General features: G+C 58.1%; 19 protein-coding genes and 1 tRNA gene. 10 read left to right on the top strand and 10 right to left on the bottom strand.

The genetic code is table 11. The features are described from left to right. Positions 1–11 precede the first annotated feature (11 nt). From ACWKV5_RS08565 to ACWKV5_RS08530, 8 genes are all read left to right on the top strand, one after another. Positions 12–758 carry an ABC transporter substrate-binding protein gene (locus ACWKV5_RS08565; RefSeq protein ID WP_140668107.1) on the top strand — a complete coding sequence of 249 codons (747 nt, stop codon included), beginning with the start codon at positions 12–14 and terminating at the stop codon, positions 756–758. A 78-nt stretch (positions 759–836) separates the two neighbouring features. Beyond that, a complete protein-coding gene (locus tag ACWKV5_RS08560; RefSeq protein ID WP_483840942.1) occupies positions 837–1,532 on the top strand; it encodes an ABC transporter permease in 696 nt (231 codons plus the stop codon). Further along, positions 1,529–2,218, top strand: coding sequence for an ABC transporter permease (locus ACWKV5_RS08555; protein WP_123435418.1), 690 nt, complete (start codon positions 1,529–1,531; stop codon positions 2,216–2,218). The genes ACWKV5_RS08560 and ACWKV5_RS08555 overlap by 4 nt, the downstream gene beginning before the upstream one ends. Beyond that, on the top strand, positions 2,199–3,431 hold the full coding sequence (locus ACWKV5_RS08550) for a methyltransferase (RefSeq protein WP_483840941.1): 1,233 nt from the start codon (positions 2,199–2,201) through the stop codon (positions 3,429–3,431). Before ACWKV5_RS08555 ends, ACWKV5_RS08550 begins: the two co-directional genes overlap by 20 nt. Before the next feature lie 343 nt (positions 3,432–3,774). Then, complete coding sequence (locus tag ACWKV5_RS08545) at positions 3,775–4,599, top strand: FkbM family methyltransferase (protein WP_483840940.1); 825 nt, start codon at positions 3,775–3,777, stop codon at positions 4,597–4,599. A gap of 77 nt (positions 4,600–4,676) precedes the next feature. Beyond that, a tRNA-Thr gene (locus ACWKV5_RS08540) sits at positions 4,677–4,752 on the top strand. A gap of 187 nt (positions 4,753–4,939) precedes the next feature. Next, positions 4,940–5,152 carry a hypothetical protein gene (locus ACWKV5_RS08535; protein ID WP_483840939.1) on the top strand — a complete coding sequence of 71 codons (213 nt, stop codon included), beginning with the start codon at positions 4,940–4,942 and terminating at the stop codon, positions 5,150–5,152. Between the two features lie 301 nt (positions 5,153–5,453). Next, positions 5,454–6,443 (top strand): Abi family protein, encoded by a 990-nt coding sequence (locus ACWKV5_RS08530; RefSeq protein WP_483840938.1) that lies wholly within the window; start codon positions 5,454–5,456, stop codon positions 6,441–6,443. A gap of 73 nt (positions 6,444–6,516) precedes the next feature. On the opposite strand, the gene ACWKV5_RS08525 is transcribed toward ACWKV5_RS08530, so the two are convergent. From ACWKV5_RS08525 to ACWKV5_RS08515, 3 genes are read right to left on the bottom strand one after another with little or no spacing between them, the layout of a single operon-like run. Continuing rightward, positions 6,517–7,227 (bottom strand): SDR family NAD(P)-dependent oxidoreductase, encoded by a 711-nt coding sequence (locus ACWKV5_RS08525; RefSeq protein WP_483840937.1) that lies wholly within the window; start codon positions 7,225–7,227, stop codon positions 6,517–6,519. 44 nt (positions 7,228–7,271) lie between these two features. After that, positions 7,272–7,928 (bottom strand): DsbA family oxidoreductase, encoded by a 657-nt coding sequence (locus ACWKV5_RS08520; protein ID WP_483840936.1) that lies wholly within the window; start codon positions 7,926–7,928, stop codon positions 7,272–7,274. After that, positions 7,925–8,146, bottom strand: coding sequence for a tautomerase family protein (locus ACWKV5_RS08515; protein ID WP_046031263.1), 222 nt, complete (start codon positions 8,144–8,146; stop codon positions 7,925–7,927). The genes ACWKV5_RS08520 and ACWKV5_RS08515 overlap by 4 nt, the downstream gene beginning before the upstream one ends. 227 nt (positions 8,147–8,373) lie before the next feature. Here ACWKV5_RS08515 and ACWKV5_RS08510 point away from each other — a divergent pair, with 227 nt between their 5' ends. Further along, positions 8,374–8,577 carry a hypothetical protein gene (locus tag ACWKV5_RS08510; protein ID WP_483840935.1) on the top strand — a complete coding sequence of 68 codons (204 nt, stop codon included), beginning with the start codon at positions 8,374–8,376 and terminating at the stop codon, positions 8,575–8,577. 61 nt (positions 8,578–8,638) lie between these two features. Here the strand turns inward: ACWKV5_RS08510 and ACWKV5_RS08505 are convergent, their stop codons facing one another. From ACWKV5_RS08505 to ACWKV5_RS08490, 4 genes are read right to left on the bottom strand one after another with little or no spacing between them, the layout of a single operon-like run. Continuing rightward, positions 8,639–9,412, bottom strand: coding sequence for a DeoR/GlpR family DNA-binding transcription regulator (locus ACWKV5_RS08505; RefSeq protein ID WP_483840934.1), 774 nt, complete (start codon positions 9,410–9,412; stop codon positions 8,639–8,641). Positions 9,413–9,467: 55 nt separating this feature from the next. Then, positions 9,468–10,469, bottom strand: a complete 1,002-nt coding sequence (gene pdxA, locus ACWKV5_RS08500; RefSeq protein ID WP_046031370.1) for a 4-hydroxythreonine-4-phosphate dehydrogenase PdxA — start codon at positions 10,467–10,469, stop codon at positions 9,468–9,470. A gap of 5 nt (positions 10,470–10,474) precedes the next feature. Then, entirely contained in the window at positions 10,475–11,755 is a 1,281-nt protein-coding gene (locus tag ACWKV5_RS08495; protein WP_483840933.1) for a four-carbon acid sugar kinase family protein, read from the bottom strand. After that, positions 11,752–12,765: a 2-keto-3-deoxygluconate permease gene (locus tag ACWKV5_RS08490; RefSeq protein WP_077432267.1), complete on the bottom strand. Its 1,014-nt coding sequence runs from the start codon at positions 12,763–12,765 to the stop codon at positions 11,752–11,754. The genes ACWKV5_RS08495 and ACWKV5_RS08490 overlap by 4 nt, the downstream gene beginning before the upstream one ends. 1,137 nt (positions 12,766–13,902) lie before the next feature. Between ACWKV5_RS08490 and ACWKV5_RS08485 the strand changes: the two genes are divergently transcribed. Continuing rightward, positions 13,903–14,829 carry a LysR family transcriptional regulator gene (locus ACWKV5_RS08485; RefSeq protein WP_483840932.1) on the top strand — a complete coding sequence of 309 codons (927 nt, stop codon included), beginning with the start codon at positions 13,903–13,905 and terminating at the stop codon, positions 14,827–14,829. Here ACWKV5_RS08485 and ACWKV5_RS08480 read toward each other — a convergent pair. From ACWKV5_RS08480 to ACWKV5_RS08470, 3 genes are read right to left on the bottom strand one after another with little or no spacing between them, the layout of a single operon-like run. Next, entirely contained in the window at positions 14,746–15,063 is a 318-nt protein-coding gene (locus ACWKV5_RS08480) for an AzlD domain-containing protein (RefSeq protein ID WP_483840931.1), read from the bottom strand. The genes ACWKV5_RS08485 and ACWKV5_RS08480 overlap by 84 nt on opposite strands. Next, entirely contained in the window at positions 15,042–15,761 is a 720-nt protein-coding gene (locus ACWKV5_RS08475; protein WP_046031272.1) for an AzlC family ABC transporter permease, read from the bottom strand. Before ACWKV5_RS08475 ends, ACWKV5_RS08480 begins: the two co-directional genes overlap by 22 nt. Next, the gene (locus ACWKV5_RS08470; RefSeq protein WP_483841184.1) at positions 15,758–16,171 is read right to left on the bottom strand and encodes a GNAT family N-acetyltransferase; all 414 of its coding nucleotides are present in this window, start codon (positions 16,169–16,171) and stop codon (positions 15,758–15,760) included. The genes ACWKV5_RS08475 and ACWKV5_RS08470 overlap by 4 nt, the downstream gene beginning before the upstream one ends. Positions 16,172–16,193 lie beyond the last annotated feature (22 nt).

The raw sequence follows: 16,193 nt of genomic DNA, 5'->3' as shown, positions 1-16,193 counted from the left end.
GAGCTACCCGCATGCAGAACTTCAAAAAAGTCTTCCTGGCTGCCGCCGTCACCCTGGCGTTCAGCGCCGGTGCCATGGCCGAAACCCTGAAGATGGGCATCGAAGCGGCCTACCCGCCGTTCAACAACAAAGATGCCAGTGGCAATGTCGTCGGCTTCGACAAGGAAATCGGCGACGCCCTGTGCGCCAAGATGAAAGTCGAATGCACCGTGGTCACGTCCGACTGGGACGGCATCATTCCGGCCCTGAACGCCAAGAAGTTCGATTTCCTGATCTCCTCGATGTCGATCACCGACGAGCGCAAGCAAGCGGTCGACTTCACCGACCCGTACTACTCCAACAAGCTGCAGTTCATCGCGCCTAAAGACAAAGAATTCAAAACCGACAAGGCTTCCCTGCAAGGCAAAGTGATCGGCGCACAACGTGCGACCCTCGCCGGTACCTGGATGGAAGACAACATGGAAGGCGTCGAAGTCAAACTCTACGACACCCAGGAAAACGCTTACCTGGACCTGACCTCCGGTCGTCTGGACGGCATCCTCGCCGACAAATACGTCAACTACGAATGGCTGAAAAGCGACGCCGGCCGGTCTTACGAGTTCAAGGGCGACCCTGTGGAAGAAAGCGACAAAATCGGTATCGCTGTACGTAAAGGCGACCCGATCCGCGCGAAGCTGAACCTCGCCCTGAAGGAAATCGTCGAAGACGGCACCTACAAGAAAATCAACGACAAGTACTTCCCGTTCAGCATCTATTGATTCTGACCTGCCGGACCGGCGCCGTTCGCTAACGGTGCCAGTCCATGGCATTGCCTGCCGCGATTTGAAAAGAAACCCATGACTATCGATCTCTACGGATTCGGCCCGGCGCTCGCCGCTGGCGCGCTGATGACTGTAAAACTGGCACTCTCGGCCTTGTGTCTGGGGCTGGTGCTCGGTTTGCTCGGCGCCTTGGCCAAGACATCCCCGTACAAGCCGTTGCAATGGCTTGGCGGCACATATTCGACACTGGTTCGCGGCATCCCGGAATTGCTCTGGGTGCTGCTGATCTACTTCGGCACGGTCAACCTGATGCGTGCCCTGGGCGAGTTTTTCGGCAATCCCGATCTCGAACTCAATGCCTTCGCTGCCGGCGTGATCGCACTGGGGCTGTGCTTTGGCGCCTACGCCACTGAAGTGTTTCGCGGCGCGATCCTGGCGATTCCCAAAGGTCACCGTGAAGCCGGCGTGGCCTTGGGCCTGTCGAAATTCCGCATCTTTATCAAACTGATCATGCCGCAGATGTGGCGCATCGCCCTGCCGGGCCTTGGCAACCTGTTCATGATCCTGATGAAAGACACCGCGCTGGTGTCGGTCATCGGCCTGGAAGAAATCATGCGTCACGCGCAAATCGGCGTGACCGTGTCCAAGCAACCGTTCACCTTCTATATGGTGGCCGCGTTCATGTACCTGGGCCTGACCGTGCTCGCCATGAGCGGCATGCATTTGATGGAACGACGTGCCGCTCGCGGCTTCGCGAGGAGCACCCAATGAACTGGGAAGTCATCATCAAGTGGCTGCCGAAACTGGCCCAAGGCGCAACGCTGACCCTGGAACTGGTGGCCATCGCCGTGATCGCTGGTTTGCTGCTGGCTATTCCGTTGGGCATCGCGCGCTCGTCGCGGCTTTGGTACGTGCGGGCATTTCCCTACGGCTATATCTTCTTTTTCCGTGGCACGCCGTTGCTGGTTCAGCTGTTCCTCGTCTATTACGGCCTGGCGCAGTTCGATGCGATTCGTAACAGCTCGATGTGGCCGTACCTGCGCGATCCGTTCTGGTGCGCCACCGCGACCATGACCCTGCACACCGCAGCCTACATCGCCGAGATCCTGCGCGGTGCGATCCAGGCGATTCCGCCGGGTGAAATCGAAGCGGCGCGCGCGTTGGGCATGTCCCGCGCCAAAGCGCTGTTCTACATCATCCTGCCGCGTGCCGCGCGCATCGGCCTGCCGGCCTACAGCAACGAAGTGATCCTGATGCTCAAGGCCAGCGCCCTGGCCAGTACCGTGACCCTGCTGGAACTGACCGGCATGGCCCGCACCATCATTGCCCGGACCTACCTGCCGGTGGAGATCTTCTTCGCCGCAGGCATGTTCTATCTGTTGATGGCTTACGTGCTGGTTCGCGGCTTCAAGCTGCTGGAGCGCTGGTTGCGCGTCGATGCCTGCCAAGGGCGTTGATTCCTCCCGCGTGCTGACGGGCGAGGACCTGCTCGCCCGCTTCACCGCGCTGGATGCTTTCTTGATTAAGCATCAAGCGCTGTGGAAACCTCGTCCGTTTACTCATCTGCAACTGCCTTGGGAAACGTCCTACCCGGAGTTGGCACTTTGGCTACGGGGACGGTCGCTGGATGACGCAGAACTTGCTCACAACCAACCTTGTTTGCTGGATGCGCCGGAGCCGTTTGCTTCATTGGCGGCGTTGTCCCTTGAATTGAGTTCTGTGGGTGAGTTACCGACGCATTCGCTGCAAGCGGCCGGGCATCGGCTGAACGTCGATGTGCCGGGGCGCAAGTGGCAACAGATCGAGGCGTTTGCCAGTCGCCTGTCCTTTGCGGTGCCTCCGAAGCATTGGCTGGACTGGTGTTCGGGCAAGGGCCACTTGGGTCGGCGTTTGCTGCAAACCGGGCAACAACTGACCTGCCTGGAATACGACCCGGCCCTGGTGGCCAGCGGGCAGGCACTCAGCCAGCGTCATCAATTGCGGGCGCTGCACGTCGAACAGGATGTGCTCGCGCCTGGCGCCGCGAATTTATTGAATGTTGATCACACCCCGGTGGCGCTGCACGCCTGCGGTGATCTGCATGTGCGGCTGATCCAGCTCGCCAGCGCGGCGGGTTGCAAACAGTTGGCCATCGCGCCGTGTTGTTATAACCGGATTAATCATTCGGCCTATCAGCCGCTTTCCTCGGTCGGTTTGCGATCCGACCTACAACTGTCCCTCGACGATCTCGCCCTGCCCATGAGCGAAACCGTCACCGCTGGCGCTCGCGTGCGACGTCAACGCGACACCTCCATGGCCCGGCGCCTGGGGTTCGACTTGCTGCAACGGCAACTGCGCGGCGTCGATGAATACCTGCCTACCCCCTCACTGCCGAGTGCCTGGCTGGAAAAATCCTTTGCCGAGTACTGCCATCATCTGGCCGCACTGAAACAGTTATCCACAGTCGGCTCGCAAGACTGGTCCGCTCTCGAAGCCGCTGGATGGCAACGCTTGGCGCAAGTACGCAATCTGGAGCTGCTGCGCGGACTTTTCCGACGCCCGTTGGAGCTTTGGCTGGTCCTCGACCGAGCCGTTTTCCTTGCCGATCAGGGGTACAACATTCGCCTCGGGACCTTCTGCGAAACCCCGCTCACGCCACGTAATTTCCTGCTCTTGGCGGAACGCCCGTAAAAGCCACAGCCTGTGGATAACTCTGTTGATGAAATTATCGTGGATCCAATATCTACAGCTGTTTCAAGGGTGAAACGGAACTGTTCATTTTTCGTACACACACGAAAAAATCCTGAAAAACAGGGATTTGCGCACAAATGAGAACAGGTCCACAAAAACACTGGTGAGCGCAGAATGCCACCGCCGCCGTTGTGCATAAGCATTCAACGCAAAGGACATAAGCGCCTAAACCCGGACCTCAGGCGGGGAAAATTGCACCGCCTCCCGACTCTTGTTATACAAACACGCAAGGACGCCATCAGCGCGGCCACGAACAAGAAAATTCGACCGACAGGATGCGACAGTGACGTTCATTTCCTACGCACAGAACTTCGAAGACATACGCCTGTGGCGCGCCCTCAAAACCGTCGAGAACGGCTTCTATATCGACGTCGGCGCCAACGACCCCACCCATGACTCGGTCACCAAAGCGTTCTACGACCATGGCTGGACCGGCATCAACATAGAACCGATGCCCAACTACTACGAAGCCCTGTGCCAGCAACGTCCCAAAGACACCAATCTGCAATGCGTGGCCGGCGAAAGCGCCGACAGCCTGACCTTCTACGGCATCGCCGGCACCGGCCTCTCGACCGTCGACCCGGCCATGGCGCAAATGCACAAAGATGCCGGCATGGACGTGCGCAGCCAAACCGTCCAGTCCCGCACCCTGACCTCCATCTGCGAAGAACACGCACAGGGCCGCCCGATCCACTTCCTGAAAATCGACGTCGAAGGCCACGAAGAAACCGTGCTGCGCGGCATGGACTTCACCCAGTGGCGGCCGTGGGTCATCCTCATCGAAACCCCGTGGGACCGCGACCAGACCTGGGAAACCCTCGTCACCGACGCCGGCTATCAGTCCATCCTGTTCGACGGCATCAACACCTATTACCTCGCCGAAGAACATCTGAATCTGAAACCCGCCTTCGACATCCCGCCCTGCAACCTGGACGAATTCCAGTTCTGCAAAGGCCACAACTTCAGCCACCCCGTCGGCGACGCCGAACAGCAACTCGCCGCCGCCCTGCAACGCGCCGAACAGGCCGAAGCACAGCTGCGCGCGATGCAAAACAGCCGCACCTGGCAAGCCCTCCAGAAACTCAAGAAAACCCTGCTGCGCGCCTGACCTGACGCCTGCGCAAAAATAGTCTGAATTCAGGGGTTTACAGAACCAATCCAATCGCTATAATCGTCGCCCAACACGCCGGTATAGCTCAGTTGGTAGAGCAACTGACTTGTAATCAGTAGGTCCCGGGTTCGACTCCTGGTGCCGGCACCATACGCAACATCGAAAAAGGCTCACCGAAAGGTGGGCCTTTTTTGTTTGTGGGGCGCATCCAATTCTGATACCGCGCATCTACATACCTCCCCGAAACGATGAGCGGTTACGGTCGAAAAGCTGTGAAGCGGCATAATGACAGCAGTGCTTATGCACAACCCTCTCCGCCGTTGCGAGCCCCTTTGTAATGAACACCGAACGACGTTACTCGATCATCCTGGAGCACAGCGCCGAGGTGCTGCTGGAACATGCACCCATGGCGCAGATAGAGGCATTTTGGGACGCCAACGATACCCGCTACTTCGGGTTGCGCATGGAGGACGAGCACAGCGCGCACGCACGAGTGATTGTTACGGACGAAGTCCCCGACGACGAAGATTTGGAGCTTTTTTGTCTGTAGCAAATGTTGCGGGCAACATACAAAAAGCCCTCGTAGAAATACGAGGGCTTTGTTGTTTCTGGGGTTTGGAGACAATCCCCGGAACGCCAACACATTGGCTGCTACAGAAGCCAACAAAACCTTGCCTCCAGCGCCAAACCAAACATTGTCTGCGCACCTGCACGTTACAAATTCGCGCCAGTGCAACGTTGACGGGGTCTCACACCTACCTATAATGCACCCCAACACACCCGCCAAGCCTAGGTTGACCCAGTCAGCAAGCTCAAATCGTGCGGGTTTTTTTTGCCTGGAGAAAAGCTACATGAGGTCCTTCGACAAACCGGCCCTCAGCGTAGAACAGCAATTGGAACTGCTAAAGCAACGAGGCCTGCAAGTCGCTAACAACGACCGGGCCATGCGTTTCCTCGAAGTGGTCACGCTGTTTCGCCTGAGCCCCGATATGCGCCCCTTCCAAGAGCAAGGGCCAGAACATACCTTCAAACCCGGTAGCACTCTGAAAGCCGTAGTCGACATCTACCGATTTGATGGCTCGTTGCGACGCATAACCATGGACGCCATCGAGAGGGTCGAGGTCGCCATACGAGCAAGCATCAGCAGCCACATGTGCCCCAAGTATGGGGCTGACTGGATCGCCAATGCCTCGGTGTTCTCCTCGTCCTATTCGCACACCGAACTCTTACGCCCCCTTCGAGACAAGTTGAGCAAAGAGCGAAATAAATTCGAACGTGAAACAGACCGTATCAAGAAAGGGCGACAGGACGACGACCTTCAGCAGCAGAGAATCGAAAACCGCATGCGTGATAATTATTTTCGATACTACGACGCGACCTATGTCTTTCCCGAACTGCCGCCCGCATGGGCGATTCTTGAAGAACTCAGTCTCGGTACGGTATCCACCCTATTCAATGCCATAGGCAGAAGTGCCGACAAGAAAGCTATTGCCGCCAGATTCTGTCTGCCGTTCGATGTATTGGCTTCGTGGCTCCACACCTTGACCTTCATACGAAACTGTTGCGCCCACCACTCGCGGTTATGGAACAGAGAACTCTCAATTCGGCCCTCGCTACCCAAAGAGTGGAATATCCCAAACGCAGCTGCCAGCAGACCTCAGCCCAAACAGCGGCTTTATATCGTATTGACGATCCTCGCGTATCTAACCCATTTGATCAGTCCCGACAGCCAGTGGAAACCTCGTGTCGCAGAAATCATGGAGCATCTGGAATCAACGAATTTAAGCCTGATGGGCTTTCCTGGCGATTGGAAACGTCAACCGCAATGGCACTTGGAATAAGAACCCGAAGTAAAAAAAAGCCCTCGTAGAAATACGAGGGCTTTGTTGTTTCTGGGATTTGTGAGCCAAGCTTTTAGTGACCAGCGCTCTGCCCACCATCCACGTGCAGAATCTCACCAGTAACAAAGTTCGCGCTATCCAGATAAACAACCGCCTGAGCAATGTCGCTGATCTCGCCCATATGCCCAACCGGGTGCAGATTCCCCAGCGCTTCATGCGTTTCCTCGCCATGCATCGGCGTCTTGATGATGCCTGGCGAAACCGCATTCACCCGAATCCCGCGCTTGGCGTACTCAATCGCCAAGGACTTGGTCGCTGCATTCAAACCACCTTTAGTCAGCGAAGCCAGAACCGATGGCACACCATCAACGGCGTGGTCCGTCAGACTAGTGGTGATGTTAACCACATGGCCTTTGCCTTGCTTTTCCATCTCGGTGATCGCGAGTTGGGTGATGTAGAAGAAGCCATTCAAGTTCACCGACAACACATTGGCGTAGTCTTCAGCGGTGTACGCAGTGAACGGCTTGGCGATGAAGATCCCGGCGTTGTTGACCAAAGTGTCGATGCGGCCAAAACGTGCGATCGCTTCACGGATCACTTGCTGCGCAACAGCCGGGTCGCCGATGTCGCCCGCCACGGTAAGGATGTCCGGGTCGGTAGACGGCTTGATCGAACGCGAAGTGGCGACAACCTTGTAATCCAGATCACGGAACGCTTTGACCATGCCTGCGCCGAGGCCTTGGGATGCGCCGGTAATGACGATGACTTTTTTCGAATTGCTCATGATGAACCTCTGCTAATTAAAAGATGATTTAAAAAAGTAAGTAATCAGGCTTCGGCGGGGGCCTTGGCCATTTGTCTCAGCATTTGTTCGTAGTACTCGACCGACTGCGAACCGGACACCAGGTGACGACCGTTAAGGATCATGGCCGGGACGGAGTTGATGCCGTGCTGGCGGTAGAACTCCTCAAGCTCGCGCACTTCTGTCGCGAACGCACCGGATGCCAACACCTCTTGCGCAGTTGCCTCATCCAGTCCTGCTTCCCCGGCCAGACGAGCCAGGGTTTCGCGGTTGCTCGGGTTCTGGCCGTCGGTGAAGTAAGCGCGCAACAGGATCTTCTTCAACTCGATCTGCCGACCTTCCTGCAACGCCCACAACAGCAACCGGTGCGCATCAAACGTGTTGTAGAAGTGCGTGCGCTTCTCCAGATCGAAGGTGAAACCGATGGCCGCGCCACGTTCGATTTGCATGGCTTTGCCGGCGGCGACGTCTTCGGCGGTGCGTCCATACTTGCGCATTAAATGCTCAACAGCTTTTTCGCCGACTGCCGGCATGTCCGGGTTCAACTCGAAGGGCTTGAAGGTCAGCGCCACCGACACTTCACCGGCCACGTTCTCGATCGCTTGCTCCAGCGCCGTCGCGCCCAATGCGCACCACGGACACACCACGTCGGAGATGAAGTCGATGGAGACGGACGCGGTCATGACTTGCCCTCCGCCTCAGCCAGTTTTTTGCGGTACTGGGTGGTAGTGATGCCGGCGTAGCCCCAGTTATCGGTGTCGACTTCCTCGATCACGATGTGGGTCAGGTGCGGATCCTTTTTGAGGACGCGTTCCAGGGTTTCAGTGATTTCGGCGATCACCTGAGCTTTCTGCTCTGAGGTAACGCCATCGCGGGTGATGCGAACGCTGACAAAAGGCATGAGGGAATCTCCAGTGACCTGCCCTTCGGAATGAATGGGTAGGCGTTGGAGTTCAATGTAGGGAGTTAGCTGGAGGGGATAAAGGTGGGGGCGGGAACATCATTAGTTACTTGGTGTAATGATTTCCTCGCTGGGAGGCATTAAAACTGTTTGCATCAAAAACGATTGATCGGCCAACTTCCATTTACCGCGACGTTTAGATATCGCCCAAAAATGGAGAAGTGCTCATGACAATTCGATTTTTCGACAGCCCGTTCCATGTCACGCACGACGAGGAAATCGCCAATAAAATGGTGGGAGAAGTGGAGCTGTCGATAGTCGCCGATTGCCCCCAAAAACCTGGCGTCGAAGAAGATGAGGCCGGCGTCATGGACGTGGGTCATTCAGGGAGACAACTACCGTTTGAGTGCAAAAAAAGGCGTTGCTTGTGAGAATTTTGGGGCCGCTTCGCAGCCCAGCGGGAGCAAGCTCCCTCGCCACAGAGGTGAGCAATCAAGCGACGTCGACGGTTTCCACCGTGATCTGCTTAAGCGCATAAAACGGCGCTAGCGCAGCTTCATCTGCGGTGGAACCGGTGATCAACCGCCACTCCCGCTCAATCGGCGTCCAATGCTGTTGCCGCGCGCGGCCGAGTTTGTCGGTGTCGGCGAGGACAACAATCTGCGCCGCACGCTTGATGATGCATTCCTTGAGATACGCCTGCTGCGCACTCGCTTCACACAAACCAAACTCCGCGACCACACCGTCCGCACCCAGAAAGGCCTTGTCGACGCTCAGCCGGCTCAACGTCAGTTCCGCCAACGGCCCCAATGTGCTCATGCTCGAACTGCGCAGATCGCCGCCGATCAGGGTCAGGCGCACGCCCGGCGCGTTGGCCAGGGTCATCACCGCCAGCAGATTATTGGTCACCACATGCACGTCTTGCCGTGAACACAAATGGTGAGCCAGCGCGGCGCAGGTGGTGCCGCCATCGAGCAATACGGTATCGCCATCCTGAACGTGAGCCGCCGCCGCTTGGGCGATGGCGTCTTTCTGTTCCCACTGGCTGGTTTTGCGTTCTTCGAGGGAAGCTTCCGGCTCATGAACGCCAACCACCGAAGTCGCGCCGCCGTAGGTGCGCACCAGGTGCCGCTGTTTGGCGAGCATGGTCAGGTCACGTCGCACGGTCGCTTCCGAGACCCCGAGCGCCGCGCTCAATTGCTCGACGTTGGCATCGCCAATGCGTACGAGATCGAGGATGGCGCGGTGGCGTTCGGAGGCTTTCATGGCGGGTCTCGTTGTGTGGACGGTGGTCGATCTTACACGACAGCGCCCATGCGCCTCATCCCCGTCGCGTGGCAAGCTCCGCACCCTGGCGCAGCGCTTCGAGCAGGCTGCGTTCATCGGCGATGCCCTTGCCGGCGATATCGAAAGCAGTGCCGTGGTCGACCGAAGTGCGGATCACGTCCAGGCCCACGGTCACGTTCACACCGGCTTCAAGCCCCAGCACTTTGACCGGGCCGTGGCCCTGGTCGTGATACATCGCCACCACCAGGTCGAAGTCGCCGCGCCCGGCGCGGAAGAACAGCGTATCGGCGGGCAGCGGGCCGGTCACGTCGAGGCCGCGTTCCTGCAACAGCTTCACCGCAGGGATGATCTTTTCTTCCTCTTCGCCATAACCGAACAGACCGTTTTCACCGGCATGCGGGTTGATCCCGCACACGCCGATTCGTGGCTTGGCAATGCCGGCCTTGATCAGCGTCGCGTTGCCGCGCTCGATGGTGCGCTGGACCAGGCCCGGTTCGATCTTGCGGATCGCGTCGATGATCCCGATGTGGGTGGTGACGTGAATCACCCGCAGCTGCGGCGCCACCAGCATCATCGAGACTTCGTCGACGTTGGTCAGGTGCGCGAGCATTTCGGTGTGGCCCGGGTATTTGTGGCCGCCGGCGTGCAGCGCTTCCTTGTTCAATGGCGCGGTGCAAATGGCATCAATCTGGCTGGCCTCGGCGAGTTGCACAGCGCGGGCGATGTATTGATAAGCGGCGTCACCGGCGATGGGCGACAGTTCACCGAACGGCAGGTCGTCGGGGATCAGGTCGAGGTCGATGCAGTCAATGGTGCCGGCCTCGTACAACGCTTGGGAGGCGTCTTCGATGCGGCGCACTTTGGCGCTGCCGCCGACGATGACGTTGGCCTGCTCCAGGCGACGGGCATCGCCGATCACCAGTGGTCGGCATTGCTGGTAGACGATGTCATGAGTCAGGCTCTTGACGATGATTTCCGGGCCGACGCCCGTGGCGTCGCCCATGGTGATGCCGATGATGGGGAGGTAGTTGTTCATAGTGTTCATTGGAGTCCTTGGATTCGTGTGCGTTTGGACGGGGAGCGATTGGCGTTGTCGCTCAAGTGTTGCCATGCCGCATACAAGGCGTGATCGGTGCCGAACGCGCCTGCCTTGGTAACGATGCCGGGACGATGGCCCTGCCGGGAAACGGTCGGGCGGGCGAAGGCGACGCCGGCTTCGATTTCCGTCAGCAGTTGCAGGCTGTCGATGCCGACGGTGGTCAATATGGCCCGCGCCGTCTCGCCACCCGTGGCGATCAAGCCGCCGATTTTGGCAAAGTGTGGCTCTACCAACACGGCCAGCAGGGTCGAAAGTTGCGCGCCCTCCTGGGGATCGAACGCTTCATCGCGGCCGATGCGCAGCAGCAGGTCACTCCAGCCGTCCAGTTGCTCGCCGATGCGCGCTTGCCACGTCGCCCAATCGACATGCGTTGTGCCCTGGCGAAGGACCTCGGGCGGTACGACCAATTCGCTGACGCCGCCACGCTCCTTGAGCAGTGCGCATTGCCGGTCGCAGACACCGGAAAGGCTGCCGACGAGTATCAGGATAGGCGCCTGACTTTTTTCGACGGCATCCGGTTCGATGGTCGTGAAACCTGTTTCGCTGAAGTCAGGAAGACCGGCTATTTCCCGAGCGAGACCACCCGAACCGATCCAGAACAGCGGCTGTTCCATCGACGCGGTCAGGCGAGCGAGGGTCAGCAGGTCATCTTCGGTTTGTGCGTCGACGATCAACGCCTGCGTGCCGCTGCGGGCGACTTCGATAATGTGCTGTGCGAGCGCATTTTCGTTGCCGCGCAAGGTGTCGAGGTCCAGCTTCGCGGTGCTCAGGCCCGCGGCGATGAGCATCACTTCGACGTCAGCCGGGCGGTCGGCGTTTTCGAGTTTCCAGGTGTCGGTGGTTTCCAGTGGCTGGCCGTTCACGAACACCCGACCGCCACGCAACGTACGCCCGGTGGCGGGAAACGCCGGGGCGACGATGGCCAGGCCTGCCAACGGTTGCAGGGCAGCGACTTCGGCCGCCCAGTTGCCGCGCAAGGTCGAGTCAATCTTTTTATACAGTCGCTGCCCAGGTTGATGCAGCGCTTTAAATGCAGCGACGGTGCGCTCGGCGGCCCGCTCCGGAGAGAGGCGTCGAGTGTCCGTATCGGCCGCAATCACCTGAGCGTCAGCCTTGTCATTCAAAGGGTCGAGCGTGACCACCGTTTGTAGCCCCGCGCTCGCAAAACCGATGGCGCAATCTGCCGCGCCCGACAAATCGTCCGCGATGATCAGAATCCTCATCGCAAGGCCTCCTGCTTTTGAGGCTCGATCTCCGGTTCAGGGATAACGACGGGATTGCGTTGTTGCACGCGCTTTGCAACGGCGGCGGTGAGCAGCGGCGCGAGAATCGCGGTCACTACGACACAAGCAGCGACCAATATGGTCGCGCTCTTGGCCGCTTCTGCGTACACCGGATTGGCCGCCGCGATCAGTGCTGGCACGGCGGCGGCGTTCCCGGCGGTAGTGGCCGCTGCGACGCCGGCGACGCCAGTGCCACCGGTCAAACGGTCAGCGAAGAACAGCGGGATACCGGTCAACACGACAACCGCAACACCCATTCCCAGACCGAGCAAACCGGCCTGCCAGACGTTATGCAAATCCAGGCTGGCGCCGAGTGCCAGGGCGAAGAACGGGATCATCACCGGAACGGCTTTGGCCAGAAAATCGCGCATGTCACGGTCAAGATTGCCCAACAACATGCCCAGGGCCAGCGGCAGAATGCTGCCCACCAGCGTCGGCCACGGGAAGGCCGACAGGCCGGCGATACCCAAGGTGACCATCGTCAGAAAAGGCCCGGACTCCAGGGACATGACCGAGTAGGCACCGACGTCTTCGGATCGACCGTATTGCCCCATCAGCGCCATGTACAACCCGCCGTTGGTGTCGTTCATCGCAGCAACGATCGCCAGCGTGGAAATACCGGCGAACAGCCCTGACGAAACCGGCTGCTCACCCAGAAAGTGCCCAAGCACAATGCCGATCAGGACAGCGATGCCGACTTTGGTGATGAGCAGCGTGCCGCCCTTCTTCAGCAGGTAAGGCGTGGCCTTGATGTTGATGCTCGCGCCCATGCAAACGTAGAACACCGCGAGGATGGGTAATGCCCCGGTGAACAGCGCATTGGTGAAAGAGCCGAAAAACTTCGGTGTATCGGGAAGAAAGGTAGCCACCAGCGAACCGATCAGCAGCGGGACAATCATCATGCCGCCAGGGATGCGTTCTATGGTGCGCTTGATAGGAATTTGGGCCACGAGGGTCTCCTTTTATAATTGTTTGGCAAGACGTTTATCACCTCGAAACTGACTGAATCGATCACGCAGTGATTAATTCAGTCAAATTTATCTTAGGCTTTCGTCAAAAATTGCGCAAATCAATGATTCAAATGATCGTTTTGATCATTTGTGGTGGAGGAGCCTGCTGTGACAGGTGAATTTATGCCCTCGTTGAAAAGAGGTAACAAGGTGTAAACCTTAATCGGGACGAGCCACCGCGCGCTTAAAAGCCCCGAATTGCTCGAGGCTTTTAAGCTTGAGGACATCGTTAGTAATTTCGGCCCTCTGCATAAAAATGAGTTTTCGTGCATAAAAACGATCATAAAACTGCCTGTTTGCATAAAACCGTTTCGAAATCGTCAAATTTATCCGGATGGTCGACTCAATATCTTCAAGTTGACGCCGACGTCACAAGTGGCAGAGAGTCGGTCCAAGAGCGCGAAACCGACTGCCATCGGGTGGCGATAGTCGGCGTTAGGAACCCCGTTGATGACCTGGAGATCAGCGCTCGGGTGAGACCTCTTCTCCTCTGCTTGAGGGAGCACAATATCAAGCAACCTCTTCAAGAAAAGCAGCCTATCAGGCTGCTTTTTTTGTTTGTGGGGAAGACATCGTTGATAAACCAACATCCCATGCCGATGCTTGTTTAGTGCCTGGTCCAAGACGTGATTGAGATCGACTGCACTTGGTTGGTGCGGGCAAATGCCTTGATATCCAATGGGCTCAAATTCGGAGAAAAATCTCGAATTGATGAGTCGATATTTCAGCGAAACAAGTCAGGGATGGAAATCAGGCGGGTTCTCTTTTTGACTGGGAGACGTCCGGTAGCCGTGCAGGTAGCGGCGTTCTTATACGTACGAAATGGCGCGACCTTATGAAAACAAAACGCAAAAAAATGCCCAAACCTCCCGGTCCGAGCATTCTTTGACCCCGATTACCCACCCTCCCCAGAAAACCCTCGATCCTGCGCAACCCTCCAACCATCGGACGCCCGCATCATTTCGCTACTAAACTCGGGACAAGCGGGTTCAGGTGCAGGATTATAGCCAGCACGTATCGCCCAACCGACGGCCAGGTACTCAACAATAGCCAGCCCACTTTAGAGGGCATTACCCAATGGATAGCAGAACCCTACGCAACCTGATGCGCATTGTGCAGACCGGCTCATTGTCGGCGGCGGCAGAGCATTCCTGTTTAACGGTGCAGGCATTGGCTGCGCAGTTGAACAAGGTTGAAGAGCAGTTTGGTTTTCGGTTGTTTCGTCGCTCCAACAAGGGGTTGACCCTGACCACGCAGGGCACGGAGCTCACGCCTTTCATGGACAAGGTGTTAGTGGCCACGCGGCAACTCGAAGAAAAAGTCGCCGCGTTGAAAGAGCCTGGGCAGCGCACGCTCAGGGTGGCGCTGAACACGACGCTTTCGTCTGACTTCAATCGGCGAATGATCGGACGCCTGATTGAGGTGTTTCCCGACTATCAGCTGGAGTTCAGCTACGCCGAGTCGATGGAGAACCTCAGCAAGCTGAAGAACGAAGACTTCGACCTGGCGGTGTTGATCGGCCCGCAGCAGCCGGGATTACCGAGCATTATCCTGCCCGACGTCCAGGTGCAGGTGGTCGGTGCCCATTGCGGCCAGGAACATGATCCGCTGGTGATGCTTGGCAACAAGTTTCAGGTTCGGCCGGCTGACGATTGTCCGTACTCCCACAGCTTCTTGCGCTTTCTCGACGCCGGTCTTGGCAATTACGAGTCGAACAAGCGGATGGTCTACTCCTGCAGTGAAACGTTGACGCTGTCGCTGATCACGCAAATGGATGGCCTCGGCATGGTGTCCCGTGATGCGGCCCAACGTAACGGCTTGACCATTTTCCCTGGCTTCGAAGATGCCCTCGAAGTGCGGTTGGCGGTCAATAACCCTGAGTTGTCGGGCCAGGCGTTGCACGATGTGGTCGACCTGCCGCTACAGGAACGAACCGAGCGCAATGTACGCAGCCGTTCCCACCGCAACGGAGAGAAAGAGGTTTTTGCTGAAGTACGCACATAACAACGTCGGAATCGCGGCATAAAATTCCGGGCGATCGAGCTGCACGTGCTGATCCTTGATCAACAACGGCGTAACGCTGATGGCAGCGACGATCGCCACCGGCAAGTATTCCAGCGCACGGGCGACGAAGGGCGGCCAATGGTCGGTGTTGACTTGCAGCGGCAGCGCACGCGGCAGGAAGGTCACGGCCATCATCAGGACGACGACCAGAATCAGGAACGTTTGGTCAGGCATACACCCACCCCGCAGCCCACAAAGGTGGCGATGAATACGTTGAACGGCGAGCTGCCGACCAGGCTCAGTGCGCCCATGCAGGCGACAGCAGCCAGTGCAGCGATGAGTTTATTACGCGTATTGCACAGCGAAACCAGGACGTAGAGCATCATCGCCGTCAGCGCGTAGTCGAGCTGATACTTGATCAAGTGCGCCGCGTACTGCGCGCAAATCGCCCCGAGCAAACCGCCGAGCACCCACGACGTGTGGCAAAACAGATTGAAGCCAATCAGGTAGCGCACATTGACCGGCGCGCCTTTGCCCAGTTTGACGCTGTGGAAAGCGAACGATTCATCGGTCAACCCACCCGCGTAACACCAACGCTCAAGACGACTAAGTCCCATCGCCTGCAACGCCTTGGCCATGTAAACGGACATCAGCATGTGCCGCGCGTTGATCAGAAACGTGGTCAGGACGATGGTGGTCAGCGACGCGCCGCTGGTAATCAGCGCCAGCGCAGCGAACTGCGAAGCACCGGCATAGACAAACAGGCACATGGCGACCGGCAACCACACTGGCATCCCGGCATTGACCGCCATCAGGCCGAACACGAACGACACCGTGAAATAGCCCGCCACTACCGGGCTGGCTTCTGCAAAGGTGCGCGAACGTTGTTGCGGCCCGACCATCAGCGGACGGCTGCTGGACGTCTCATTCATAGATCCCTCTCAAATGTTCTTTCGCCGCGTGGCTCATAAAACCCTTGGGCACTCCAAAAGCGTTGGCCGGCGAGGTTGGCATCGTCGACAAACAGGAACATGCGCAGCACGCCCACGCGTTTCATGTCCGCCGAGGCCACTTCAACCAGCCGTTGACCGACGCCCTGGCTGCGATACAACGGGCTCACCGCCAAATGGTTGATCGTGCCGCGACTACCCAGCATGCCGCCGAGCACCGCGCCGACAATTTCGCCGCTGGTGTCGAGCGCGATGAAGGCGGTGGTGGTCTTTTGCACCAACACACCGCGCAGGCACTTGGCGTCCTGCCATTCGCAGAAGGACACCTCTTCGAATTGCCGGAAGAAGCGCTCCAGGCGCTGTGCGTCCTTGGCTGTCGTACGCCTCAACATCACCGGTGCAGGGCACTCGGCG

It is taken from the genome of Pseudomonas oplopanacis, assembly GCF_057128725.1.
This window is presented reverse-complemented; position numbering and strand designations above follow the sequence as displayed.